Origin of the sequence: Methylomonas sp., from assembly GCF_023228165.1 — a bacterium.
Taxonomy (GTDB): Bacteria; Pseudomonadota; Gammaproteobacteria; order Methylococcales; family Methylomonadaceae; genus Methylomonas.
The window spans coordinates 16,197-41,506 of sequence record NZ_JALOBS010000003.1 but is presented as its reverse complement, the minus strand read 5'-3'; the positions used below and the strand labels follow the sequence as shown (position 1 = coordinate 41,506).

Annotated in this window: 23 protein-coding genes and 1 pseudogene; 15 read left to right on the top strand and 9 right to left on the bottom strand. The window is 50.9% G+C overall.

Going from position 1 to position 25,310, the window contains the following annotated elements; translation table 11 throughout:
* Positions 1-61: 61 nt before the first annotated feature.
* Positions 62-1,948: a potassium transporter Kup gene (locus M0R33_RS02880; RefSeq protein ID WP_292564776.1), complete on the bottom strand. Its 1,887-nt coding sequence runs from the start codon at positions 1,946-1,948 to the stop codon at positions 62-64.
* Between the two features lie 246 nt (positions 1,949-2,194).
* On the opposite strand from M0R33_RS02880, the gene M0R33_RS02875 reads away from it, so the two are divergent.
* Genes M0R33_RS02875 through M0R33_RS02865 form a run of 3 tightly spaced genes read left to right on the top strand, consistent with a single transcriptional unit; the run spans position 2,195 to position 4,067 of the window.
* Complete coding sequence (locus tag M0R33_RS02875; RefSeq protein WP_292564774.1) at positions 2,195-2,956, top strand: energy transducer TonB; 762 nt, start codon at positions 2,195-2,197, stop codon at positions 2,954-2,956.
* Positions 2,957-2,979: 23 nt separating this feature from the next.
* On the top strand, positions 2,980-3,645 hold the full coding sequence (locus M0R33_RS02870) for a MotA/TolQ/ExbB proton channel family protein (RefSeq protein ID WP_292564771.1): 666 nt from the start codon (positions 2,980-2,982) through the stop codon (positions 3,643-3,645).
* An 11-nt stretch (positions 3,646-3,656) separates the two neighbouring features.
* Positions 3,657-4,067: a biopolymer transporter ExbD gene (locus M0R33_RS02865; protein WP_292564770.1), complete on the top strand. Its 411-nt coding sequence runs from the start codon at positions 3,657-3,659 to the stop codon at positions 4,065-4,067.
* A gap of 54 nt (positions 4,068-4,121) precedes the next feature.
* Here M0R33_RS02865 and M0R33_RS02860 read toward each other — a convergent pair.
* Positions 4,122-4,232, bottom strand: a pseudogene (locus M0R33_RS02860) (30S ribosomal protein S6--L-glutamate ligase); the annotation flags it as partial.
* Between the two features lie 404 nt (positions 4,233-4,636).
* Here M0R33_RS02860 and M0R33_RS02855 point away from each other — a divergent pair.
* The 9 genes from M0R33_RS02855 to M0R33_RS02815 all read left to right on the top strand — a co-directional run bounded on the left by M0R33_RS02855 (position 4,637) and on the right by M0R33_RS02815 (position 15,259).
* A complete protein-coding gene (locus M0R33_RS02855; RefSeq protein WP_292564767.1) occupies positions 4,637-4,999 on the top strand; it encodes an STAS/SEC14 domain-containing protein in 363 nt (120 codons plus the stop codon).
* Between the two features lie 524 nt (positions 5,000-5,523).
* Complete coding sequence (locus M0R33_RS02850; protein WP_292564764.1) at positions 5,524-8,136, top strand: chemotaxis protein CheB; 2,613 nt, start codon at positions 5,524-5,526, stop codon at positions 8,134-8,136.
* Positions 8,120-10,318, top strand: a complete 2,199-nt coding sequence (locus tag M0R33_RS02845) for an EAL domain-containing protein (RefSeq protein WP_292564761.1) — start codon at positions 8,120-8,122, stop codon at positions 10,316-10,318. The genes M0R33_RS02850 and M0R33_RS02845 overlap by 17 nt, the downstream gene beginning before the upstream one ends.
* A gap of 297 nt (positions 10,319-10,615) precedes the next feature.
* The gene (locus M0R33_RS02840; protein WP_292564758.1) at positions 10,616-11,236 is read left to right on the top strand and encodes a BON domain-containing protein; all 621 of its coding nucleotides are present in this window, start codon (positions 10,616-10,618) and stop codon (positions 11,234-11,236) included.
* On the top strand, positions 11,233-12,360 hold the full coding sequence (locus M0R33_RS02835; protein WP_292564755.1) for a DUF1207 domain-containing protein: 1,128 nt from the start codon (positions 11,233-11,235) through the stop codon (positions 12,358-12,360). The genes M0R33_RS02840 and M0R33_RS02835 overlap by 4 nt, the downstream gene beginning before the upstream one ends.
* A gap of 398 nt (positions 12,361-12,758) precedes the next feature.
* Positions 12,759-12,932 (top strand): CsbD family protein, encoded by a 174-nt coding sequence (locus M0R33_RS02830; protein WP_292564752.1) that lies wholly within the window; start codon positions 12,759-12,761, stop codon positions 12,930-12,932.
* A 189-nt stretch (positions 12,933-13,121) separates the two neighbouring features.
* Positions 13,122-13,271 carry a lmo0937 family membrane protein gene (locus M0R33_RS02825; RefSeq protein WP_292564749.1) on the top strand — a complete coding sequence of 50 codons (150 nt, stop codon included), beginning with the start codon at positions 13,122-13,124 and terminating at the stop codon, positions 13,269-13,271.
* Positions 13,272-13,347: 76 nt separating this feature from the next.
* Positions 13,348-13,569, top strand: a complete 222-nt coding sequence (locus tag M0R33_RS02820) for a hypothetical protein (RefSeq protein WP_292564746.1) — start codon at positions 13,348-13,350, stop codon at positions 13,567-13,569.
* A gap of 58 nt (positions 13,570-13,627) precedes the next feature.
* Positions 13,628-15,259, top strand: a complete 1,632-nt coding sequence (locus tag M0R33_RS02815; protein WP_292564743.1) for an oleate hydratase — start codon at positions 13,628-13,630, stop codon at positions 15,257-15,259.
* Between the two features lie 155 nt (positions 15,260-15,414).
* Here M0R33_RS02815 and M0R33_RS02810 read toward each other — a convergent pair whose 3' ends face one another.
* Positions 15,415-15,588, bottom strand: a complete 174-nt coding sequence (locus tag M0R33_RS02810; protein ID WP_292564740.1) for a BON domain-containing protein — start codon at positions 15,586-15,588, stop codon at positions 15,415-15,417.
* Positions 15,589-16,125: 537 nt separating this feature from the next.
* On the opposite strand from M0R33_RS02810, the gene M0R33_RS02805 reads away from it, so the two are divergent.
* The gene (locus tag M0R33_RS02805; RefSeq protein ID WP_292564737.1) at positions 16,126-17,169 is read left to right on the top strand and encodes an OmpA family protein; all 1,044 of its coding nucleotides are present in this window, start codon (positions 16,126-16,128) and stop codon (positions 17,167-17,169) included.
* Positions 17,170-17,530: 361 nt separating this feature from the next.
* On the opposite strand, the gene M0R33_RS02800 is transcribed toward M0R33_RS02805, so the two are convergent.
* From M0R33_RS02800 to M0R33_RS02785, 4 genes are all read right to left on the bottom strand, one after another.
* Positions 17,531-18,835, bottom strand: a complete 1,305-nt coding sequence (locus tag M0R33_RS02800; protein ID WP_292564734.1) for a DUF3422 domain-containing protein — start codon at positions 18,833-18,835, stop codon at positions 17,531-17,533.
* A 312-nt stretch (positions 18,836-19,147) separates the two neighbouring features.
* Positions 19,148-20,491: an exodeoxyribonuclease VII large subunit gene (gene xseA / locus M0R33_RS02795; RefSeq protein ID WP_292564731.1), complete on the bottom strand. Its 1,344-nt coding sequence runs from the start codon at positions 20,489-20,491 to the stop codon at positions 19,148-19,150.
* A 3-nt stretch (positions 20,492-20,494) separates the two neighbouring features.
* The gene (locus M0R33_RS02790; RefSeq protein ID WP_292564728.1) at positions 20,495-20,911 is read right to left on the bottom strand and encodes a DUF6691 family protein; all 417 of its coding nucleotides are present in this window, start codon (positions 20,909-20,911) and stop codon (positions 20,495-20,497) included.
* Positions 20,908-21,339, bottom strand: a complete 432-nt coding sequence (locus tag M0R33_RS02785) for a YeeE/YedE family protein (protein ID WP_292564725.1) — start codon at positions 21,337-21,339, stop codon at positions 20,908-20,910. Before M0R33_RS02785 ends, M0R33_RS02790 begins: the two co-directional genes overlap by 4 nt.
* Before the next feature lie 151 nt (positions 21,340-21,490).
* Here M0R33_RS02785 and dmeF point away from each other — a divergent pair, with 151 nt between their 5' ends.
* Both dmeF and M0R33_RS02775 read left to right on the top strand, forming a co-directional pair.
* Positions 21,491-22,450 carry a CDF family Co(II)/Ni(II) efflux transporter DmeF gene (gene dmeF, locus M0R33_RS02780; protein ID WP_292564723.1) on the top strand — a complete coding sequence of 320 codons (960 nt, stop codon included), beginning with the start codon at positions 21,491-21,493 and terminating at the stop codon, positions 22,448-22,450.
* Between the two features lie 391 nt (positions 22,451-22,841).
* Positions 22,842-24,146: a hypothetical protein gene (locus M0R33_RS02775; protein WP_292564722.1), complete on the top strand. Its 1,305-nt coding sequence runs from the start codon at positions 22,842-22,844 to the stop codon at positions 24,144-24,146.
* A 112-nt stretch (positions 24,147-24,258) separates the two neighbouring features.
* On the opposite strand, the gene M0R33_RS02770 is transcribed toward M0R33_RS02775, so the two are convergent.
* The gene (locus tag M0R33_RS02770; RefSeq protein WP_292564719.1) at positions 24,259-24,465 is read right to left on the bottom strand and encodes a formate dehydrogenase subunit delta; all 207 of its coding nucleotides are present in this window, start codon (positions 24,463-24,465) and stop codon (positions 24,259-24,261) included.
* 1 nt (position 24,466) lies between these two features.
* Complete coding sequence (gene fdhD, locus M0R33_RS02765; protein WP_292564716.1) at positions 24,467-25,303, bottom strand: formate dehydrogenase accessory sulfurtransferase FdhD; 837 nt, start codon at positions 25,301-25,303, stop codon at positions 24,467-24,469.
* Between the last annotated feature and the right edge of the window lie 7 nt (positions 25,304-25,310).

Here is a 25,310-nt window from a genome sequence, read left to right as displayed (position 1 = left end):
ATACGGCGTATCAACACGCTAAAAGCGATTTTGGGTAAGCTGCGAAGCCAATTAAGGCACTTTATAGTTCGACACGGATGCCGAGCTCAATCACCCGGTCGACGGGGATCTTGAAAAACGCAATGGGGCTGGCGCTGTTATGGGTTAAAAAGCGGAACAATGACCGTTGCCAGGTCGGCATGGGGTTTTTACGCCGGAAGATCAAGCGCTCGCTGCCAATGAAAAACGAGACTGTTTTTTGATCGACGTCCAGGCCTTCGTGACAACATAATTGCAGCGCTCGGCGTACATCCTGCTCTTCCTGAAAGCCGAAATACAATTTCACCCGGAAGAAGTTGCCGGTATCGCCAAAAGAACGAATTTTTACTCTATGAGCCTCATCGACATAGGGTTCTTCCTTGGTGACAATGGTTAACACCACTATTTTTGAATGCATGACATGGTTATGCTCCAAGTTATGCAATAGCACTTGCGGCACGCCATGCAGGCTGCGGGCCATGTAAATAGCCGTGCCAGGCACGGTCGCCAACGGACGGGATTTGATTTGTTCCTGTAACTCCTCGAACAAAACCCGCCGTTCTTCCAGATACTTTGCCAGCATTTCCTTGCCTCTGATCCAGGTGGTCATGATGACGAAAAGCAAGCTGGCAACCGCCAGCGGCAGCCAACCGCCAGTCTGAATTTTCAGGCTATTTGAAGCCAGGAACATCAGATCGATCAATAAAAATAAGGACAGAAAACTAATGTTGGTTATCTTGCCCCAGCGCGATAAAGCCTGAATGACGATAAAAGCCAGAATAGTATCGACTATCATGGTGCCGGTTACCGCAATCCCGTACGCGGATGCCAGCGCGGATGAGGTTTGAAAGTTGATTACCAGCAACATTACCGAAGCCGTCAACAGCCAGTTGACGGTCGGCATATAAAGCTGTCCCAGCCCCTTATGAGTAAGGTGTTGAATATCCATCCGCGGGCAATAGCCTAACTTGATAGCTTGACGGGTCACTGAAAATGCGCCGGTAATAACCGCTTGCGAAGTGATGCAGGTGGCCAATATTGCCAGAAGCAACATCGGAAATTGAGACCATTCCGGCATCATTAAATAAAACGGATTGGCCAGTGCATCCGGATTATTAATCAACAAGGCGCCCTGGCCAAAATAATTCAATAATAAGGCGGGAAACACAAAAGCGAACCAGGCCAAGCGAATCGGCTTTAAGCCAAAGTTGCCCATGTCGGCATACAACGTTTCCGCGCCGGTGATGACTAGTACCACGCCGCCCATGATGACAAAACCCAGCCAGCCTAATTCAAGCAAAAGCTTGAAGGCATACATCGGGCTTATGGCCATTAATACATCGGGATAATCAATAATATTGACTATTCCCAATACGGCCAGCACGGTAAACCAGACCGCCATGATGGGTGAAAAAAAATGGCTGAGTTGGCGGCTGCCCTTGGTTTGTAGAATAAATAATGCGCCCAACACGATCAAGGTGAGCGGAATCACCAGATTCTCGAAACGCGGCGCGATGACCTTGATACCTTCTATGGCGCTCAGCACTGAAATGGCCGGGGTAATGATGCTGTCCCCGTAAAACAGGGAAGCCCCCAGTAAACCTAGCAATATGACAAGCTGTTTGCGTTTTGGGTGATTTTTGGAGCTTTGCAGGGCCAGCGCCATTAAAGCGATGATGCCGCCTTCGCCTTGGTTATCCGCCCGCATGATGAACGTAGTGTATTTGGTGGCCACTACCAGAGTTAATGCCCAAAAAATCAACGACAAAACACCTAGAATATGTCCGGTATCGGCGGGTAATCCGCCATGGAATATTTCTTTTAAAGCATATAAAGGACTGGTGCCTATGTCGGCAAAAACCACTCCGATTGCGCAATATGCCAGATAAGTGAACTGTTCTTTGGACGGAGCCGGAGGCTTTGCGGACATAGGGTATCTGCAGAAAACAAGATGAGTGTGGAAATTATGCCACAGTTTGTGATTTTTAACGCGAAATGTATTTGCAATGCGCCGATAGGCTGTACTGCGCCATATAAACAATCCAGTAATTGCGGCTGACGACAAAGCCCGTTATCCCTTACAATGCAAAGAATTTTTTGATCGGTTTTTTTAAAAACCGATTTATATTTTCATTTATAAAGCAACGAGGGTGCTTTGCAGAACCACGATACAGCTTTGTCTGGCGATACAACCGCAGTTAAGGAAACCAGCTCTTTAGCGCGCCGCATATGGTCGGCTTTAATGGGTGAAGAGCGGCCACTGGATATGTGGGTGCTGCTTTTGTTGTTGGTGCTGCTGTTGCATGTGTGGTTGTTAACCGTTCTGATGAAGCCAGAGGAAACAATGGTTCAGGCCGAGCCCCTGGTAATGGAGGTGAGCATGATAGCAATATCGGCTCCGAAACCGGCGGCGGAGCCGCCCAAGCCCGCCGCTGCCCCACCGCCTCCGCCGCCGCGGGAGAAAAAACAACCGCCGCCGAAAAAGCCCAAGAAAAAACCGGTGGTAAAAAAAGCCGCGCCGGTGGTACGGCAGGAAGTGCCTGATTTCGCTCCATTTGAGCCAATGACAACGCCGCCGCAGGATACACAGTCTACAAATACAGCACCGGCCTCTAGCTCCGGTAAGGCGACGGAAGCTAATAGTGCCCCGGCGTTTACGGAGGCAAATTTCCGGGCCAATTATGCGCACAACCCTAAACCGCATTATCCGGCAATCGCCCGCAGCCGTAGTTGGCAGGGTAAAGTATTGTTGCGGGTTAAAGTATCCGCACAGGGGTTGAGCGATGACGTTACGGTGGAACAATCCAGTGGCCATGAAATATTGGATGAATCGGCCATAGAGGCCGTCAAAAAATGGCGTTTCATTCCGGCAAAACGCGGCGATACACCGGTTGCCAGTTCGGTGATCGTGCCTATTGATTTTAAATTGCGTAATTAGAACTATAAATTCAGGAGACTTTAATGCCTTTTCATGTTGAAACTGCCTTCATCATTGATGGCACTCTGTACACGTTGCTGGTGTTTTCACTGGTGACGTGGACTTTGATATTTTTCAAGGTTTGGCAATTTGCTAAAAATAATTATTACAACAAGCGCTACAGCATGGCTTTTTGGGATGCCAAGGATTTGCAGTCGGCGGCACAATTGCCCGTGGAGCAACGTCGGGGCCCGAAAGCACGCATTGCCAAGTGCGGTTTTTCCTGGTTAGAGGAGTTAAAAGATCCGGTGGCGGCGGCCAGTCTAAAGTTTCGTGGCGCCCCGCAGGATCTTTTGGAGCAAGCTCTACGCAAACAGACCCAGGAAGAACAGCGGCGCATGGAAAGCGGACTGACCATGCTGGCCAGTATCGGCAGTACCGCGCCGTTTGTGGGGTTGTTCGGTACGGTAATGGGCATCATGAACGCCATGCATGACATTAGTGCCAGCGGTTCAGCCAGTTTGGACGTGGTAGCAGGGCCGATAGGAGACGCATTAATTGCCACGGCTATCGGAATCGCGGTTGCAGTACCGGCAGTATTGGCCTATAACTTTTTCATACGCCGCGCCAAACATCATCGTGCTTCTCTCGAGCATTTTGTCGACGGTTTTTTACATATCGCCTTTGGCGAAAACACAACGAAGGAGTAGGAGTAAATTAGATGGGATTTAAAACGCAATCAGACGACGACGAAGCTGTTAGCGAGATTAACGTCACGCCGTTGGTGGATGTCATGTTGGTGTTGGTGATTATTTTGTTGGTCACAGCACCCTTATTGACTCAATCAGTGAACGTGGCGCTTCCTAAAACCGCTTCCACCACCCCGGATATCGAGAAGCAACCCATGCAACTCGGTATCGACGCCCAAGGCGGCGTCACCCTCAACAAAGCCCCCATCGCCGACTTGGCGGCGCTGGAAACAACCTTGCAAAACGAATTGGTCTCAAACCCGGAATTGACTGTGCACGTATACGCCGATGAGGCGGTAAACTACGGTAAAGTCGCGGAAGTCATGGCGGCCGTGCAGCATGCCGGTATTGCCAAACTGGCATTTGTGACCATAGAAAAATAAAAAAATCGGTGGTGGTCGGTGTACTTGAGGAGCGAAAAGCCTCGGGTAGCCGACTTATTTTCTTATCGGCAGGTTTTTTTCGATATATTCGATCATTAAGCTGGCTATGTCTTTACCAGAGGCTTTTTCAATGCCTTCCAGGCCGGGCGAGGAATTGATTTCCATCGCTGCGAAACCTTGGAAACGATGCGGTAGCGAGTGAAGGTTGAGTAGTCCCTGGAAGCCGTAGCGCCGGGCGGTTTTTCGACTAGAAAAACTGCAAGGCATCGCGAAACGGCGTCGAGTCATGCGAGAGCCAAGGCTTTGATCCCCTTGCTGGGTCAAAGCCGAGGTGACGCGGACGGCCAGGGCCGCCGAAGGCAATCACCGTGACGGTGTAGGCGCGATTATTCACTCAGGGATGGTGAATAATCTTTACCGCCGGAAGCCGTCACTCGCCGGGGTAATGTCGGGAAGTTGTTTGCAGCCATATTTTAAATGCTAAATTCAAGTTATCCATTATCAGCCAAATCCGGTTGTTGCAGGCGGTCAAGCGGGTCATCAACAGAACTGTGTCAAAGGAGTCCGAAATGCCCATACAACTTAGTGAAGAAAACCACGGCAAGTTGCTAATCGTTCAGGTCAGCGGCAAGCTGGTTGCAGCGGATTACCAATATTTTGTGCCGGAGTTCGAGCGGCTGGTCTCGCAACACGGGAGGTTGCGGCTGTTGTTCGACATGACTGACTTTCACGGCTGGGAACTCAGCGCGGCGTGGGAGGATTTCAAGTTCGGTATCGAACACTTTGCCGACATAGACCGACTGGCGATGGTCGGAGACCGGCAGTGGCAGCACGGCATGGCGATATTCTGCAAGCCGTTTACGAAAGCGATGGTCCGATACTTCGAACAGGCCGCTGCAGACGCGGCGCGAAGTTGGTTGGCTGAAGCGTAAGGTCGCATAACTGCTTCGGGCCGAATAAACCGAACTCAAGCCGTGGCGCGAAAAACTTGATAAGCCGCCGTGATCCGGTCCTATTGGCCGCGGCTCGGATCGGGGGATGCGCCATCCCTCTCCAGATTTCCACGCGGAGCATGGGAACCCTCGGCGGCAGTTATTTTCGGCGTAATAATCAACTTCGACAAGTGAGCGGCGCAGCTGGAGCCTGTTTTAAGGCAACAATAAATACCATAAACCGCTCTAAGCCCATGTAGAGGAATCGAGTTTGCCGAAACGCTTGGCAACCGGTTCATTCGGGTTTGTTAAGTTGTGGCTTTATGTGCGTTAGCGAACTGACTTGAGCTGATAACCCTGTTAACTTTTTAATGCGAGGCAGGAAGCTTGGCTTTTGGTTCACGAATTACCGGGTTCCTTGATTTCGGTTTTGCAGCGTGGCTCTCAAATCCGGCGAGCTATGGGATGGCAAAAATAGTGTGACCTGAATTTTCGCACCCATCCAACTCCAGGCGAGCTATACAATGGATAAATCCCAAGCTATCGGATCAGACTTTGCAGCCTTAACGCAACTCGGCACCAAGGCGGTACCGGTTAAACCGAGCCTCAACGCCGGAGGTGCGCCGGTAGTGATTGGTGTCGGCGCCTCAGCCGGCGGTTTGGAGGCTTTGGAACAGTTTTTTGCACAGGTTCCGGCTGTCAGCGGGGTGGCGTTTGTGGTTATTCAGCACCTCGATCCCCATTACCAAGGCATGTTGCCGGACTTGTTGCAGCGTATTACGCCGTTGACCGTGACCCAGGCCGACGACCGCATGCAAGTCCTGTCGGACTGGGTGTATGTGATTCCCCCCAATAAAGACTTGTCCATTCTGCACGGCAAACTGCAGCTTTTGGACCCGCCGGCGCCACGAGGCCTGCGTTTACCCATCGATTCGTTTTTCCGGGCTTTGGCTGACGATCAGCATGAACGGGCAATCGGTGTGATTTTGTCGGGGATGGGTTCCGACGGCACTTTGGGGTTACGCGCCATCAAGGAAAATGCCGGCTTGGCGCTGGTGCAAGCGCCGGATTCCGCTCAATTCGATTCGATGCCGCGTAGTGCTATCGACGCCGGCCTGGCGGATATCGTCGCGCCGCCGCAACAGCTGTGGGAAAAGATACTGGCCTATCTCAAGCACAGTCCGCGCGGCCTGCATGCCTTGCCGGATAAAGTCCTGGCTTTAAAAAACCAAAGTGCTCTGGAGCAAATTGTGATTCTGCTGCGCGAACGCACCGGTAACGATTTTTCGCTTTACAAAAAAAACACCCTTTATCGCCGCATCGAGCGACGCATGGGACTGCACCAACTCGACGCGATAGCCAAATATGCGCGGTATTTACGCGAAAATCCTCAGGAACTGGATTTGTTGTTCAATGAACTCTTGATCGGCGTCACCCGTTTTTTTCGCGATCCGGCGATCTGGGAGACTTTGAAGAGCGATGCCATTCCGGCGCTACTTGCCCGCTATCCGACCGGTAAAGCCATGCGGGCCTGGGTGCCGGCTTGCTCGACCGGCGAGGAAGCTTATTCTCTGGCCATGATCTTTAAGGAAACCTTGGCGGCAAGCGAATCTCAACAGCCGTTTAAACTGCAAATCTTTGCCACCGATCTGGCTCAGGATGCGATTATAAAAGCCCGGCAAGGTGTCTATCCGGCCAATATTGCCGTGGATATCTCCGCGGATAGGCTGAGCCGTTTCTTTACTGTCGACGGCGATGGCTATCGCATCAAAACGGAAATCCGTGAGATGGTGATTTTCGCGCCGCATAATGTGATTATGGATCCGCCTTTTACCAAGCTGGACATATTGTGCTGCCGCAATTTATTGATTTATCTGGGCCAGGCGTTGCAGAAGAAACTGATTTTGCTATTCCATTACGCGCTCACCGGCCACGGCATACTGTTGCTCGGTAATGCGGAAACGATAGGTAGTTCTAATCGTTTATTCACTGCGATTGATTACAAGTCCCGGCTTTACCGGAGTATCGGCAGCCCGCTTAGCTTGGATGTTGATTTCCGGACACAATATTTTCCAGTGGCGTCCGTATTTGACAAAGCCGAAAAAAATCAGTCTGTCGCCAACCTGCAGAGTTTGGCGGATCGATTATTGCTGCAACACTTCGCGCCGGCGGCGGTTTTGGTCGGGCCCGATGGCGACATTCTTTATATTAGCGGCCGTACCGGTAAATATCTGGAACCGGTCGCCGGTAAGGCCAACTGGAATATCCACGCCATGGCCCGCGAAGGTTTGCGGCATGAGTTGATCGGTGCGCTTAAAAAAGCTCACGATCAAACCGCGGCGGTGCATGTGCCCGGCCTGCTGGTGGGTACCGATGGCGGCAGCCAGGCCATTAACCTTACGGTACAGAAGATTGCCAAACCCGAAGCCTTAAAGGGCATGGTGCTGGTGGTATTTGCCGATGTCGCCACGCCGCCGGCCGGCAAAGCCCCGGCTAAATCGGCTAACGCCAAGCAGAATTTGTTATGGGCTGAACTGATGCAAGCCCAGGAAGCCGTGCAATCCCAACGCGAGGAAATGCAGAGCTCGCAAGAAGAATTGATATCCGCTAATGAAGAATTGCAATCGACTAATGAAGAATTACAGTCTTCCAACGAGGAATTGACTACCTCTAAAGAAGAAATGCAGTCATTAAACGAGGAACTGCAAACCGTGAATGCCGAATTGCAGATCAAAATCGACGATCTGTCGCGGGTCAGTAACGACATGAACAATCTGTTGAATAGCATGGAAATCGCCACGGTGTTTTTAGACAACGCCCTCAATATCCGCCGTTTTACCAGTCCCATTAACCATTTGTTCAAGTTGATTGCCGCCGATGTCGGTCGGCCGTTGTCAGATATCGTCACCGATCTGGACTATCCGGGACTCTATCAAGACGCCCTGGAAGTACTCAGTACACTGGTGTTCGCGGAAAAGCAGGTCAGAGCACGCGACGAGCGCTGGTTCAAAGTGAGGATCATGCCCTACCAAACCCAGGACAATTTAATCGATGGGGTGGTGATGACTTTTATCGACATTTCCGCAACCAAGCAACTGGAAGCAGAGTTAAGGAGGACTCATGAGCAATCGGCATGATGAGGACCGCAATATCGGCAAATTACGCCAGCGTGCCGAGCGTCAACTCACCGGCATACCGGCCGAACATTCGCCGGAATCGCATCTGCAACTGTTGCATGAGTTGCAAGTGCATCAAATTGAATTGGAGATGCAAAACGAGGCCTTGCGAGAATCGCGGGCCAACGCCGAACAAGCCTTGGAACGCTATGCCGAACTGTTCGACTTTGCCCCGATTGCATACTTTACCTTAGGGAAAGACGGCAGCATTCATCAAACCAACTTCAAGGGTGAAGGTTTGTTGGGTATTGATCGTATCCAGATAACCGGACGGCATTTTGCTGATTTCGTCGCTACCGAATATCAAGCGGGTTTTAAGCACTTTTTGGAAAACGTGTTTGCCCATGCAGAGTCACAGCATTGCCAGATTATGCTGACCTTTGATGGCAAATCCTGCTGGGTGGCTATCGAGGCCACGGCCGACTGCAGCCGCAATAGCTGCTTGGCGGCAATGGCGGATATTAGCGAGCACAAGCGTAACCAGCAACAGCTGCAATTGGCGGCGACCGTCTATATGGCGCTTGAAGAAGCCATTGTGGTGGCCGATATCGATAATCGAATTGTGGCGATTAATCCGGCTTTCAGCACATTGACCGGTTATTCAAGCGCGGAAGCCATGGGGCAATCGACTGCAATGCTTAAGTCCGATCATCACGATCAGGCTTTTTTTCGCGACATGTGGAATTCCCTAAATATTACCGGCCAATGGCAAGGCGAAATATGGAACAGCCGTAAAGATGGCACTGAATATCTGGCGCGTTTAGTGATTAGCACCGTGTATGACGATGCCGGTCAGGCGATTCGGCGGGTGGCGATGTTTTCAGACATCACCGAATATCGACGAAGCGAAGAAATCATTCGCCAACAGGCCAATATCGATCCTCTCACCGGTCTGCCGAATCGGCGCCTGTTTCTGGACCGATTGCAACGCGCCATCAACAAATCTCATCGTGGCCGGCAAAAACTGGCGTTGCTGTTTTTGGATCTGGATCATTTCAAGGATATCAACGATACCTTGGGACACGACATGGGCGATCGTTTATTGCAAGAAACCAGCCAACGGCTGCTGAGCTGCATCCGCGAAACCGATACTCTGGCGCGACCGGGCGGCGATGAATTCACCCTGATAATGGATGAACTGCATGACTTCAATAGCATCAATCGGGTGGCACAATCCATTTTGCAAGCCATCATGAAGCCCTTTCAGCTGCAGGACGAACGCTGCTATGTTTCGGTGAGCATTGGGATTGCCTTGTACCCCGACGATGCCGACACCCTGGAAGAATTACTCAAGAAAGCCGATCAGGCCATGTATGCCGCCAAGAAGCTGGGACGCAGCCGGTTTTGTTATTTCACGCCGGCGATGCAGGAGGCGGCGGAGAATCGATTACGACTCACCAACGACTTGCGCCACGCCCTGATCGATCAGCAAATCTGGGTGGCTTATCAACCGATTGTGGACTTGGCTACCGGCGAAATCCGCAAAGCTGAAGCCTTGATACGCTGGCAGCATCCAACTCGTGGCCTGATCAGCCCGGCTGAGTTTATCCCCATCGCCGAAGAAACCGGTTTGATTACCGAGTTAGGCGCCTGGGTGTTTCACCAGGTAGCCGAGCAGGTTTCGAACTGGCGTATCCATCATCATACCCAGTTTCAGATCAGCATCAACAAATCGCCGGCGCAATTTTATAATAACGGCGAAAAGCTGGCCGATTGGTTCGAGCATTTACAGCGTCTGGGCTTACCTGGCGGCTGTATTGCGGTGGAAATTACCGAAGGGCTGCTGCTGGATGCCTCCAGCATCGTTTCCGATAAATTGCGGGCTTTTAAAGACGCCGGCATGCAGACCTCGCTGGACGACTTCGGCACCGGCTATTCGTCGCTGGCTTATCTGAAAAAATATCACATCGATTTTTTGAAGATAGATCCGATCTTTGTTTCCAATTTAAGTGTCGGTTCAATCGATATGGCCTTATGCGAAGCCATTATCGTGATGGCGCATGTGCTGGGTATGAAAGTGATTGCCGAAGGCGTGGAAACCGAAGAACAACGCGAGTTGCTGCTGCAAGCCGGTTGCGATTACGGCCAAGGTTATCTGTTCTCGAAACCGGTGACAGCCGAGGCGTTCGAGAAGTTGTTCTAACTGACGCACGTTGGGCGGTTCAAGCGACTTTTTTTATAAGCGCATTTCAAAAGCTTACATTCAGCAATGCCGCCAGATGCTTGCCTGCAGACTTGATACAAGTGGCGTTTCTGTATTGCGATGGCAGCTTATGTACGACACCGTACAGACTGGATCAAGTCTTATCCTTAGAATCAAAATCAGCTTTACACAGCCGGATTACCCAAGCTGTGGCTGTATTTCGCACCGCACCGCACCGCATCGATGCTGCCCGACATGCCACACTTGCAAATAACGCCATTATTCAAGGATTAAGCCATGAAAACCACACCAGATTCGCCTCAAAATTTGCTACCAAACCGGATGATTGTCATTAGTTGTTTAGCCGCCATACTTGGTCTGGTGGCCTGTCAACAGGAAGGTTCGGCGGAAAAGGCCGGCCAAAAGATTGATAAAGCGGTCGATAACGTTGGGCAAAACATTGAACAAACGGCTGAAATGGCCGATAACAAAATGGATTCGATTAAAGAGTCCGTTACACAGCAGGTTGAAAAAACCGGTACCTATCTGGAAGAATCGAAACACACAGCTAACAATGAGTTGGAAAAAGCCGGGCAAGCCATCGATAAAGCCATCAACAACACAGGCAAACGTCTAGCGGGCGCCAAGGATGCGGTAGTCGATGCTGCCAGCACAACGGGCGAATTTATTGATGACTCGGCTATTACCACACAAATCAAAGCGGCGATGATAAGCGACGAGTATCTTAAAGCGTCTGTGATTGAGGTGACTACTGTGAATGGCGTGGTGACTTTAAAAGGCAGCTTGGACTCCGAACAACTGCTGGGTCGAGCAATAGGCTTGGTGAATAGCCAGCAGGGTGTGAAGTCGGTTCAGAATGAGTTGATGGTCAATGCCAGCGTACCGAGCAAACAATGATGACTTGTCGCCCACTGATTACCTTGGCGGGTGTTTTACTGGCTTCCGCGCCCTTTGCTCAAGCCTCGACCGCGGATGACGCCTATATCGCCGGTTATGCCGCCGCTGCTTTGAAACACGATTTAAAGCTCGATATGGCGGCCTTGCCGGTCAAGGATGGGGTGATAACTTTGCCCGTCGCCAACTTGACCAGTGCCCAACGCGCTGAAGCAAGCAAAGTATTATCCGAGATCCCCGGCGTGAGTGCGGTCAAAATTGCGGAAACCAGCCTTGAGGAGTCCAGGGAAGTCGCCACTGCCGAGGGCGAGACTTCGACCGTGACCATAGCCGAGTCGCTGATATTGCCGACCGGGTTACTGCCGACCGGCCATTTATTCAAGCCCTTGCTGGCCGATCCGCGCTGGGCGCATTTCTCCGCGGCCTACCGCAATTACCAAAGTAACAATTTCGATGGTCGAAATATAGCCTCGGTGAGCTTCGGTGAAACCATACCGTTTTATCGTGCCAATATCGGCCTCTCGACGGCTCAATGGGAAGCCGGCATACAGGCTGGGGTGTTTAGCGACTTTAATCTGGATGCTGCGTCGTCAGATCTGGTGAATACCGATTTCATCGCCTCCCTGTATTCCAGTGTGCGTAGCGGCCAGTTTTCCGCGTTCGGCCGGCTTTATCACCAAAGTTCGCACCTGGGCGACGAATTTTTGTTGCGTAAGCTTGATACCAAATTCGAGCGGGTCAATCTCAGTTACGAGGGGGTGGATTTAAAGCTGTCGTACGAACTGCCTTACGGCGTTAGGGTTTATGGCGGTGGCGGCGGTTTGTTTCATCGAGAACCTGCCGCGCTGAAAAAATGGTCGACGCAATATGGTATTGAGTTTAGAAGTCCTTGGCGCTTGGATTTTGCTTCAATGCGGCCCATCATTGCCGCCGATTTCAAGAATTACGATGAAAATAACTGGAGTACCGATATATCGGCCAGAGCCGGCATGGAGTTCGACAATTCCAAAGTTCTGGGCCGCAAGCTGCAGATTATGGTCGAATACTTCAATGGTTTTACCCCCAGTGGCCAGTTTTACAAGGACAAAGTGGAATATGTCGGCCTGGGGGCGCATTATCATTTTTAGGACGTTGTGAAAAAGTTCTGTGACCGGCTTGGGGTAAGCGGTAACAGGTTGATTGCGTTCATGGCGAGCTTGCCGAACCATGAATGGAATCAGCCGGATCAGTGTGCCGTGATGCGGTATACAACGTGTATCGCAACTTTCGGGTAGGGTACAGTCAGTCTCGGCCAGGCCTAAAATGGCTATAGACGGTATCGCTTGGATTTTCGGCGCATCCGACGCCGCTCCGTGATGCGTTTACAGGAACGGAAAACGCTGCCGGCCTAGCTTTTAAGCTATGTGCGCTGCCGTACCGACCTCATTCGATTTTGCCTGTATCGTTTCAATTAAGCGATCGGGAACATCATTCCTCGCTTTGGGCATGGCTAATTGGGTCATGGCTAACACACCAGGAGATACTCATGAACAAAGATCAAGTGAAAGGCCGTGTTGAAGAAGTCAAAGGAAAAGTCAAGGAAGCTGCCGGCGTAATTCTGGATGACAAGGGAATGGAGATTGAAGGCAATATCCAGAAGAACGTCGGTAAAGTCCAGTCGGGCTTGGGTGATCTCAAACAGGATATTGAAAAAAAGTAATTAAATCACACATTGCTGATCCGTGCGGCAGAGCCGATAGGCTAGTGCCGCGCGGCCTGTCGCAATACTATTTTTGGCGGATATGTAAAGGAAGCTTGCCTTTCATGGTCCGGCGCGATTTTGATCTGCTGCATTGCTTGATATTTGTTGCATTGTCGTCAACTGACGACCCGGTTTGGAGAAACACTCATGCTTGAAACAATTGCAACCCTGCTGATTATCGGTTGGGTGCTCGGTTTGGTCTCCTCGTACACACTGGGTGGATTTATTCACATTCTGTTGGTTATTGCGCTCATCGTGATCGTGATTCGTGTCATACAAGGCCGACGGCCACTTTAACGGAGTCGCAGTGCCCGGGCCCGAAGCGGTCCGCTACGTCGGCTAGCCATTAATCTGAATGGATAGGAGATATGAAATGAGCGTAAGCAAAATCATGGCAATTGTACTGGTCGTAGGCGGTCTTTTAGGATTGGTGTACGGTCAATTCAGCTATATAAGGGAAACTCAGGAAGCTAAGTTAGGCCCCTTAGAGTTATCGCTCAAAGACACAAGGACGGTCAATGTGCCTGTTTGGGCAGGTGTGACGGCAGTAGTCGCAGGCGGCGGATTGCTGCTTTTTGCGAGCAGGAAAAGCTAACCGCCAATCCTTCCGATTCACCCTAAAGTGCTTTCGTCTTAGTCAATAGGAACCCACCATGCAACATGTTCATGAATCCCTTAATCGCGAGGCTTCACGCAAGCATAATGCGATAAGCCTCGGCAGCGGAAAGGCTTATTTCGTCGGCAGCGGCATCGCTTCACTGTCTGGCGCGGCTTTTTTAATACGAGACGGTCTTATGCCAGGCGAAGCGATTCAGATTTTCGAGGAACTCAAGATCACCGGCGGCAGTTTGGATGGTGCCGGTTCGCCGGAAAAAGGCTATGTGATTCGCGGTGGCCGGATGATCGAAGAGCACTACGTCTGTACTTACGATCTATTTGCCAGCATCCCTTCACTGACCGACCCCGCCAAGAGTGTCAAAGACGAAATTTTCGAGTTTAGCCAACAATATGTCAGCAATTCGCGCTGTCGTCTGGTTAGAGACGGTCAAAAAGTCGATGTGTCGTCGTTTGAATTGAGTGAAAAAGATCGTTTGGATTTAGTCGCCTTGATGATGCATTCCGAACATTCGCTTGGCGCCAAGCGCATTGAAGATTGGTTTTCACCGACATTTTTCGAGAATAATTTCTGGTTGATGTGGGCAACCATGTTCGCCTTTCAACCCTGGCATAGCGTGGTCGAACTGAAGCGCTATTTATTGAGATTTATTCAGTTATTTCCCGATTTCAACAAAATGGGCGGCGTCTGGCGCACACCTTATAATCAGTACGACTCGATGATATTGCCGCTGGTGACCTGGCTGAAGGCGCAAGGGGTGCGCTTCAGACTGAACGCCAAGGTCACGGGGCTTGATTTCGATTTGGGCGGTGAGCAGAGGTCGGTGAAAGGGATTCGTTATACTTGCGACGAGGAAAGTAACAATATCGCCATTGGGCAGGATGATCTCGTGTTCGTTACATTAGGGTGTATGACAGAGAATTCCAGTCTCGGCTCTATGACAGCCCCCGCCATTCTGAACTCAAATAAGTCCGGCAGTGCCTGGACGCTTTGGGGGGATATTGCTAAAGGTCGTCCAAGGTTCGGACATCCTGCAGTGTTTGCCGATCATATTCAGCAGACCAAATGGCAGTCATTTACCGTCACGCTCACAGACCCGGCATTCTTTAATTTCATAGAAGAATTTACCGGTAATCAGGCCGGCACCGGCGGCTTGTTCACCTTGACGGATTCGAATTGGTTTATGAGTATCGTGTTGGCACATCAGCCGCACTTTATTAATCAACCGGAAAATGTCTTCGTGTTCTGGGGCTATGGCTTATTCCCGGATAGAATCGGCAATTTCGTCAACAAACCCATGTCCAACTGTAGCGGTGAAGAGATTTTAATTGAACTGTTTCAACACCTTAAACTTGGCGAACAAGCGCAAGCTATTATTGACGCTGCAAACTGTATTCCGTGCCTGATGCCGTTCATCACCAGTCAATTCATGCCCAGAGTCGAAGGCGACCGGCCGAATGTCGTACCTGCTGGCGCCAAGAATTTCGCCTTTATCGGACAATTCTGCGAACTCCCCGATGATGTGGTGTTCACCGTTGAATATTCCATCAGATCGGCGTTAACCGCCGTCTACAGCCTGCTGGATATAAAAAAGGAAATTCCGCAGGTATTCAAGGGTCAGCATGATGTCGGAGTGCTGTTCAATGCACTCAAAACAATGCATCAATAGCCGGTGTTAACTCATCAGTGCGGGTATCAATGGTGAGGATTCTAGTGTACCTGATACATCATCGACGCCATCTGTTTGAAGGAGATTCTTCCCAATCGCCGCCACGGCCAGCTTTGGCCTAGCAACGATCTTGCCGGGTAGGCTAGAGGTGTCGTCTATTTCAGGCGCATGTTATTTTTGACCGAGTTTACACCCTTAACACTACGGGTAACTTGGATTGCTCTATCAATATCTGCCTGTGCACCGACAAATCCGCTCAGTTGAACCACGCCCTTGAAGGTTTCAACATTGATCCGACCGGATCCGAGGCTAAATTCGTTGCATAACATCGCTTTGACTTTGGTGGTGATAACACTGTTATCGACCTATTCGCCGTTGCCCTCGTTTGGTTGTTGACTCACAACCGGCAGCCGTCATTAACGACTGGCCAAAAATGTTGCGGAAAATCAACTAATCAGGTTGTTCATATCGATATCTCCAATAATGCGAAAAGTTTTTAAAACCTGACCGGAACTGAACCGCTTATCGCAATAGACTGAAAACTGATCGCTATGTCAGATTGAACGAGCTACAAACCGTGTTTTAAGTGCCTATATAAAGCCGGCTGCAAAACGGCGTGCAAAACTTTCCAGGGTCTGGGGGAACAGAGCGCTTGAAGGTTTGTGCAACGAGGCAGATTAATCTGTTGCTATGTGTGTTACCGAACAGACTGCTAGCAGCTGTTGCCCTTAAGCTACGAATGAAAGTTTTTTAACAACAATATCCGCTACACTTAATCAGCCGTTTTCAGAAATTCAATTTCTTTGAATAAGCCGACCTTGTGCAGTGTTATGCCGAGTCTGTGTTTAAATCATGAAGGAATACCTATGCTAACAAAGAAATTACTTACCAGTGCCTCGTTAATCGGCATGAGTTTTGTCCCGCTGGCGCAAGCGGCCGATCAATTCCTGGATAATCGTTGGTATGTCGCGCCTTTTGCTTCCTACATCGAAACCGGCGGCGATCGCAAAGCGGCGGATGGATGGGGTGGCGGCTTGGGTGTCGGTAAAATCATTAATGAACATTTCAACGCGGAGTTGAGAGGTTTTTATCAAGGATTTGGCGGTACTAACGGGCCATGGGATCTGGCTGGCGGTACTGCCGATCTGCAATACTATTTCTTCCGCGATAAATTTTCGCCTTACGCTGTAATGGGCTTGGGCGCCATGAATAGCTGCGCTTCCGCGAATTGCGGCATAGGCCTTATCGGCGAAGCCGGTTTGGGGGTTAGCTATGAGGTTGCTGATAACTTGTTAATCCGCAGTGATGTACGTTATCGCTACAATAACAATCTCAACGCCCAGGTACAGCCCGGTACCGATGAATTTCATGACATGACGGTGAACCTGGGCGTGGTGATTCCATTCGGTGAAAAACCCAAATATGTGGCAAAAGCTGAACCTTATATCGCACCGCCACCGGTTGATGATTGTTCTACTCGTGACGAGGATGCGGATGGGGTTAACGACTGCCTGGATAAATGCCCAGGCACCATTAAAGGCGCCACTGTCGACCATAACGGCTGCGCGGTTAGACTGATTCTCAAAGGCCAGCACTTTAAATATGATTCCGCCGAGCTAACCGTGAAAGCTCAGGGAATTCTGGATGACGTTGCTAAAAGCCTTATTGCCTACCCACAGAAAAATGAAATTGAAATCCAGGGACATGCCAGCAGTGAAGGTTCCGATAGCTATAATATGAAACTGTCGCAACGCCGTGCGTATTCAGTGCTTGAATACCTGAAAATGAAAGGTGTCACCAACAAGCTGAATGCGAAAGGCTATGGCGAAACGCAACCTATTGCCGATAACAAAACGGAAGCCGGTAGGTCTGAAAATCGTCGCGTCGAGTTGATTTGGATCGAAGAATAGCGCCTAGCTATAGTTCAGAGTGAAACGCGGGTTGAACAGCGCCAATTTGACAGTTGGCGCTGTTGTCCGCCAGAACCTGGCGAAATCTCATAAGCGCGTAGCGACTGGAAAAAGTCCGCCTTTTAATGGGCGGACTTTGGTCATTGCTGGATTGGCGGCGTGATGGGGTAATAAAAACAGACGTCCGCAGCCTGGGGCGAACAAGGCCTGTCGAAGTCCTAAACCGCTGAAACCGGTTTTCAATAGGGGCGGATCACGTTTAAATTTTGTACGGTTCGGCGCTATTGGAGGCGGCAGCTGACAATGTGCCGAACAATATCGCGATAAGGCAATACAGGTGCCACGATTGTTGCCCGGTTGTTCATTCGGTGGTATTGGCGATGATTTTATGAATCCGTTTGGTGCTGATGCCTATGATGACGAAAATGAACGGAATGGACAGTCCTTCCACCAGTTCGACATTGATATGCCAGCCCAGGCTATGCAGCGCTTCGGCGATTTTGCCTATCAGATTGGCGGCATAATAGGTGATGGCCACCATAGAGATACCCTCCACCGTTTGTTGCATGCGCAACTGCATTTTGGCCCGCAAGGCCATGGATGATAGCAAGCCTTGATTTTGCCGTTCGATAATAATATCGACCTTGGTGCGTAATAATTGGCTGGCATTGCTGACCCGTTCCGAAATCAGAGTGTAGCGGTGCGATATGGAACTGCAGGTATTCATGGCTGGTTCCAGGCGCCGTTTGATAAATTCGCCCAAGGTTTGAATGCCCTGGATGCGGACTTCGCGCAAGTCATCCAGGCGTTGCCCAACCAGCTGATAATAAGCGCTGGCGGCGGCAAAACGGAACTGATGGCTGGATATATGGTTTTCGACTTCCGCGGCCAAGCCCGTCAATTCATCCAGCAATTTGGCATCGTCATTATCCGGTTGGGTCATGGAATTGGTAATGGTATACAGTTGCCGGTCGGCCTTCTTCAGGTCCGGATACAATTTGCGGGCGATAGGAAACGCCAGCAAGGCCATGACCCGGTAGACCTCAATATCGAAAAGCCTATGCAGTAGCCGGCCGGCCTGCGCGGTTCTTAAATCATGATTGACTACCAGAAAACGACTGAAACCATCCAGGTGAATCCGAAAATCGGTAAATACGGACGCCGCGCCGCCGGTTACTTTGGAGCCCACAAGCGGATTGCCGGCAAAGTGCGCGGATAACGGCGATAAATCCGTTTCATCCCGGTAATCGATGTCGGCCGCGGAAACCACGCTGGCATGGGCGGCCACGAGTACTTGTCCGTTAATCCGTGCCAGCCAGTCGACGGGGACTTTTTTTAAGGCGGGATGGGTAAAGGGTTCCGTAATGCTGTCGTAAGCATAAAAACTGTAGCTGCTGAATTCGCCGTGTTGTTCCCAACTCATTTGAAACGAGTCGAAGGTGGCGCTGAAATGGTCGGCGTCTTGGTCCGGCGGCACCGTGCCGAATCGCTCGCACAGGGCTGTCAGATGTTTGCGCTCCTGCTTTTTTTCGTCGCTAGACAGCGACAAGGCCAGATAGCTGGCTCTAACAGGCAGGCTAAGAATCGACGAAGCCCGGGCGTGGACTTCGTTGTGCAACACAAAGCGCTGCGGATGATTGGGAGGAATTTGAAATAAAGTGGCCACAAGAATTCTGGTAAAGATAAGGTGTTTTTGCCAAAGCATACAGGCATTCGGCGCTAGAGGTAATCTTACCTGTTGCGGAGTCCTATGAAAACCAAGCAGCCGGAAAATGCACCATTAACAAATACGCAACTAAAATTCGCCGCAGTATGAGCGGCGGGTCCCGTGGACGATTGCAACTTTGAGTAAAACAGGCGGGCGGACAGCCTTTGTCGTCGAACAGATCTATGGTTATGCCGGTGGAAACATAGGATTTGGTTTGGCATAACGTCCCGAATTGGCATCATTCCGTCATGGGTGTCTGCCTGATTGGCTTTAGTCTGGAATGCGCTTCTTGACTAAACTAACCATACGGCCTTGGGAAAATCGGGTCTCGAGTAGGTCGTTTTCGGCTACATCGGACACCGATTTGACGATTTGGCCGCTGCGTTGGTTTTTTACGATGGCGTAACCTCTATCCAGCGTCGCTAGCGGGCTGACGGCCTGTAGAGTCTGGCTGATGCCGCTGTGTTGTTGTTTTAGTGTGGTCAGTTTGAGCAGTATGGCCCGTTGCAAACGTTGTTGATAAAAATCGAGTACTTGTCGGTGTTGGGCAATCCTATCGGTAGGTTGAAATTGCCGGAGTTTTTGGCTGTTCAAAGTCAACAGTTGCTTGGCTTGCAATACAGTTTGCAGGGTGGATTTTTTCAGGCGTATTTCCAGTTCGTCCAGCCGTTGCGCGTTGCGCTGCAGTTTCTCGCCGGGGTGTTGCAACTGCAGGGATTTATTCAGCCAGTTCAGGCGTTGTTGCTGTTGGGTTAATTGGCGGCGCAGTTTTTCAAGTAACTGGTTTTCCATGAACTTAAAACCGCCTAGCCATTCGGTCTGGCTGGGTACGGCATGTTCCGCGGCGGCCGATGGGGTGGGCGCGCGCAAATCGGCCACGAAATCGGCGATAGTGAAATCGACCTCATGGCCGATGCCGGCAATCACCGGTATTCGGCTGGCGGCAATGGCGCGGGCTACTATTTCTTCGTTAAAGGCCCATAAATCTTCCAATGAACCGCCGCCGCGAGCCAGAATAAGCACGTCTGCTTCGGCGCGTTGATTGGCCATTTCCAGCGCGGCGCTAATCTCGAACTTGGCGGATTCACCCTGTACGGCTACCGGATAAATCACGACCGGAACAGCTGGAAAACGCCGTTGCAAAACCGTCAGAATATCGTGTATGGCCGCGCCGCCGGCCGAAGTGATGATGCCGATTTGTTTGGGAATTAGCGGTATGTCCTGCTTGCGGACGGCGTCGAATAGGCCTTCCGCCAGCAGTTTGTTTTTCAAACGTTCGAAAGCCTGCCGCAGCGCGCCGTCCCCGGCTTGTTCCATATGTTCCACGACCAATTGATAGTCGCCGCGCGGCTCGTATAGGCTGACTTGCGCATTTACCACCACCAGGTCGCCGTTACCCGGCTTAAAGCCGAGGCGTTGCTGTTGACCGCGAAACATGGCGCAACGAATCTGTGCCTGCGCATCTTTTAAGCTGAAATACCAATGGCCGGAGGAGGGCGCGCTAAAGTTGGATATTTCGCCTTCCACGCGCACGGTCATGAAATGCGTCGCTAGCAGGCGTTTGGCTTCGCGATTCAGTTGCGAAACGCTGTAAATGGCGGCGGAGGCGTTCACAAACTAATATTTTTCTTGCAACAGGCCTGCGGCCCAGAAGCCGGCATAAATACTGGTCACCATGATGACGGCTTCCTGATTGCCCAGAGCCAGGCTGGCAAATGCGGGGCCGGGACAATAACCGGTCATGCCCCAGCCGATACCGAATAGGCCGGCGCCGGCCAGTAAGGGTTTGTCCAGTGTTGTTTTAAGGGTGATATGAAAACGACTGCCAAAAACGGGTTTTTCGTGCTGGCGCGTCCAGCGAAACCCGGCTACCGCGACGGCTAAAGCACCCACCATCACCAAAGCCAAACTGGGGTCCCAGTTGCCGGCGATATCCAGAAAGCTCAGAACTTTATCCGGATTGGTCATTTGCGATATAGTCAGACCCAAGCCGAAAATAACCCCGGCAAATAAGGCAAAAACCAACTTCATCATGACAGCACCTGTAAAACATGGCGAATCAGATAGACCGTCAAGATACCGCTGGCCATAAATGTCAAAGTGGCGGCGATGGAGCGCCGCGACAGCAAGGCAAGGCCGCAGATGCCGTGGCCGCTGGTGCAGCCGCTGCCGATGCGGGTGCCGAATCCAACCAGAAAACCGCCAGCGATAATCAACGGCAGCGGATAGTTTTGCCGTAAGGGAAGTGAAGTAGGTACAGACCACTGCCAGATAGTCGCACCCAGCATTAAACCCAATAAAAATGTCATGCGCCAATACCGGTTGGGGCCCGATGTGGTGAACAAGCCGTTCATAATGCTGCTGATACCGGCAATGCGACCATTAAATCTGAGTAATATGAACGCGCTGAGACCGATCAACGCACCGCCAAGCAGAGCGGAAACAGGGGTGAAGTTTTGCACAATCGTTACTCGTTAAACTATTAAAGACCGCTATTTTACGGTTGTTTGACAACGATTGCAGCGTGAATTGAGATAGGCTGTCTATTGAACCATCGGCTTGAGTTAAAATCCCATTCATCAATAATGTTTTGCCCGGGAAAAAAGGATCACCATGCACGAACATCAACTGAGTAACTGGCAACATACCCATAATTTTGCCCGCATTAATCGTAAGGGCGAGCGGCGTACCAAATGGGTATTGGTGATAACCTTTACCACCATGTTGGTGGAAATCGTCGCCGGCACGCAATTCCATTCCATGGCTTTGTTGGCGGACGGCTGGCATATGGCCACGCATGTCATGGCCTTTATGATCGCCATTTTTGCCTATCGGTACAGCCGGATTCACGAACAGGATCAAACCTTTGCTTTTAGCCCCGCCAAAGTCAGCGTGTTGGGCGGTTTTGCCAGTTCGGTGTCGCTGGCGGTAGTGGCGTTTATGATGATCGCGGAATCGGCGGAACGGTTGATTGCTCCGCAGGTGATTCAATTCGACGAAGCGATTTTGGTGGCGGTAGCCGGTTTGGTGATTAACTTGTTAAGTGCGTTGTTGCTTAGCGATCACCATCATGACCATCATCATGCGCGCCACCAAGATGAGGGGTATCACGAGCACCACCACGACCATAATTTACGAGCGGCCTACCTGCATGTGGTAGCCGATGCGCTGACTTCGGTTTTAGCCATCGTGGCTTTGCTGGCCGGTAAATATTACGGCTGGAACTGGCTGGATACCGTGATGGGGTTTGTCGGCGCGTTAGTGATTTTGGTTTGGGCGTGGGGCTTGATCAAGGAAACCAGCCCGATTTTGCTGGACCAGGGCATAGACGAACATTACTTACAAGCGATTCAGGACACCCTGGAAGAAGACGGCGAATGCCGGGTCAGCGATATTCACATTTGGCGGGTTAGCCCAGCCCATCACGCCGCGATAATCGTGCTGGTGACCCGCTTTCCCAAATCGCCCAACTATTACAAAAATCTGCTGGCTAGCTTTGTACATTTGGACCATGTCACAATCGAAGTCAATGCTTGCAAGAGTGAGGCATGCGTGGCGGAGGATATCGCTTAAAATCTATTGCGTTAGTATCCAGTTGACAAGCGGTTGGGTGGCTGCGCCGACGCTTCAGCAACTGTATAACTGTTCAGTCGTTTACTTTGATAACCGCGATTTGTCAATGTTCGCTGAAGACGACGGAGGTGCTCAAACGGTAATTGGAGGTTCAATCTCAAAAACGCCGTTGCTCTTACTCAATGTGTAATAAGTGTGATGGGCTAGTGATAAAATTGACTTGACTTTTCTGTAAGCATAGAATTAACGTTAGACTGGTCTTTCCGGATTGACAGGTCGCTTAAGCGACCTGTCATGACGCGTATTAGCGCCAGCCGTATTGCCAAGTTGTTCAGAACAACCTATTTGTCTTCCACGTTTCAAGCCAATAACAGTAATTTGGAGAATCAATATGGATACTAATCCGCTTAACTCCCGACAAATCAACTTGAAAACTCGCCGAAAAACCTTGCCAATTGCAATCGTAACTATCCTTTACGCCAACGTTTCCCAGGGTGCCGCAGTAAACTGGGTTCCAAATAGCGACGGTTTTTGGGATGTGGTAACGAATTGGAGCAGCGATCCCAACTTACCCGGAATCAGCGACGACGTGCTTATTGATGTCGGGGGAGCAACTACCAGAACGATCACCCACAGAAGCGGAACGGATACCATCAAAAGTCTCAATAGCCAGGAAGCGTTTGTAAAATCGTTTGGCACACTGAATATTAACGAGACATCGTCTTTTGCAAATGCCTACACGCAAACCAATGGCAGCTTGGGCGGAACGGGTGACGTATCGATAGCCGGCACCGCCACCTTGACCGGCGGTACCATGACGGGTGTGGCCACCACGTCCGCCAACGGCGCTACGGTGATAAATGGCAGCTTTTCGTTATCCAATGGCCGGACCTTGGCCTTAAACGGCGATACCGAATGGAACGCCGGCAGTCCCAGTATCAACAACACCGCGACCCTGATCAACAGTGCCGGCAGCACCTTCACGACCGGCATCAACGGCACGATATTCGGTAACGGAACGTTTCAGAACAACGGCACCTTCGTCAAAAACGCCAGTACCGGGACTACCACGATAAATCCAGAACTGCAAAATAATGGCTTGTTGGACGTACAGTCCGGAACCGTCAATTTGGCAAAGGATTTTACCAACCAGGGGGTGGTCAATATAGAGCAGGGGGCCACTTTAACGGTCTCTGCCACGAACTTTGTAAACGGTGTTGACGGCGTTCTACAAGGCGAGGGTATACTCGATCCCGTTTTTTCCAATGACCTGATAAACAGCGGCACAATCTATCCCGGGTCGGATGGCATAGGTTCGTTAACGGTAGCCGGTGACTTTATGCAAACCGCGTCCGGTTTACTGAGTATGGAAATCGGAGGCACCGATACCTTGTTGGATATTTTGAACATTACCGGCGATGCGACTTTCGGCGGGACGTTAAAGGTTGAAAGTTTCGGAAGCTTTGTACCGGAAGTGGGCGATATATTCACCCTGATTACGTTTGACGGTTTGGGAAGCGGCGTATTTGCCTCTTTAGAAGCTAGCGCGTTTACCGGACTCGGATTTGAAACTGTTTACAATGCCGACAATGTTCAACTGAAGGTCATCTCCGCAGCGCCGGTTCCGGTTCCCGCCGCGATGTGGTTGTTTATGAGCGGTATGTTTAGCGTGTTGTTCGTTAGAAAACGCCGTTAACAATTTGCGGGTCAGGTTCAAGCCGCTTGCTGCTTGAGCCTGACGATGCTTCGAAAAGATAGACCAATCCCGACCGATGGCAGGCAGCTGAATACAGCTATGCTCAAACGCGTTACAACTTTTTAACCGCTTCCGCGACGATGTCCATTAATTCCGCGCCGCCTTTTTCCAGGTATTCGACGATCTCCTTGCGCATGCGCGGTTCCCAGAAATTTCTGATGTGTTGCTCCACGCCTTGAATGGCGAGCGCTCTGTCGGGTTCCGATTTGAAAAAAGAGCCGATGTCGTTGGCCATTTTGATTAAATTGCTTTTATCCATGTTATGCGACCGATGCTTGGGTATGTTGTAAACGATGTGGGTGAGTATAGATAACGTGATTTTCGTTACGGGCAAACCCGATCAGGGTTAATCCGCATTCCTCGGCCAGTTGTATGGCAAGGCCGGTGGGGGCCGAGATGGCGGCCAGCAAGGTGATGCCGACGCTGGCGGCTTTTTGTACCATTTCAAAACTGGCGCGGCTGGTGACCAACAGCCACCCTTCGTTAAAATTGCAGTTGGCTTTGGCCAATGCGCCGATTAATTTATCCAGGGCGTTATGCCGCCCGACATCCTCGCGTACGGTAGTGATGCCCTTTACAGGGTCCAGCCAGGCAGCCGCGTGCACGGCACCGGTTTTTTGATTGAGCGTTTGCTGAGATGGCATGTCCCGCAGAGCGTGCGCTAGTTTTCCCGCATCCAGAGGCAGGCCGGCGCCAACAGGTTTAGGCCGGCGAATAGCTTGTTCCAGCGAGGTGGCGCCGCATAGGCCGCAGCCGGTGCGGCCGGTCATATTGCGGCCCTTGTCATGCATGCTGTCGCAACGCTGTTCGGGAATGCCGATACGCACTTCAATACCTTTGGAACGTTGCACGACCCGCACCGATTGCATTTCATCCGGGTGTTGAATAATGCCTTCGGTCAAACTGAATCCCAGGGCAAAGTCCTCCAGGTTCAACGGCGTGGTCAGCATCACCACGTGCGGAACGGTGTTGTAAACCAATACCACCGGCACTTCCTCGGCTACCGAATCTTCCTTGCGTTGATGAGTTGGGCCGCGCCAGACATCGTATTGACCTTTTCGATAACTGGTCCAGCCCAACTCACTGATAGCATCCATGTTCACT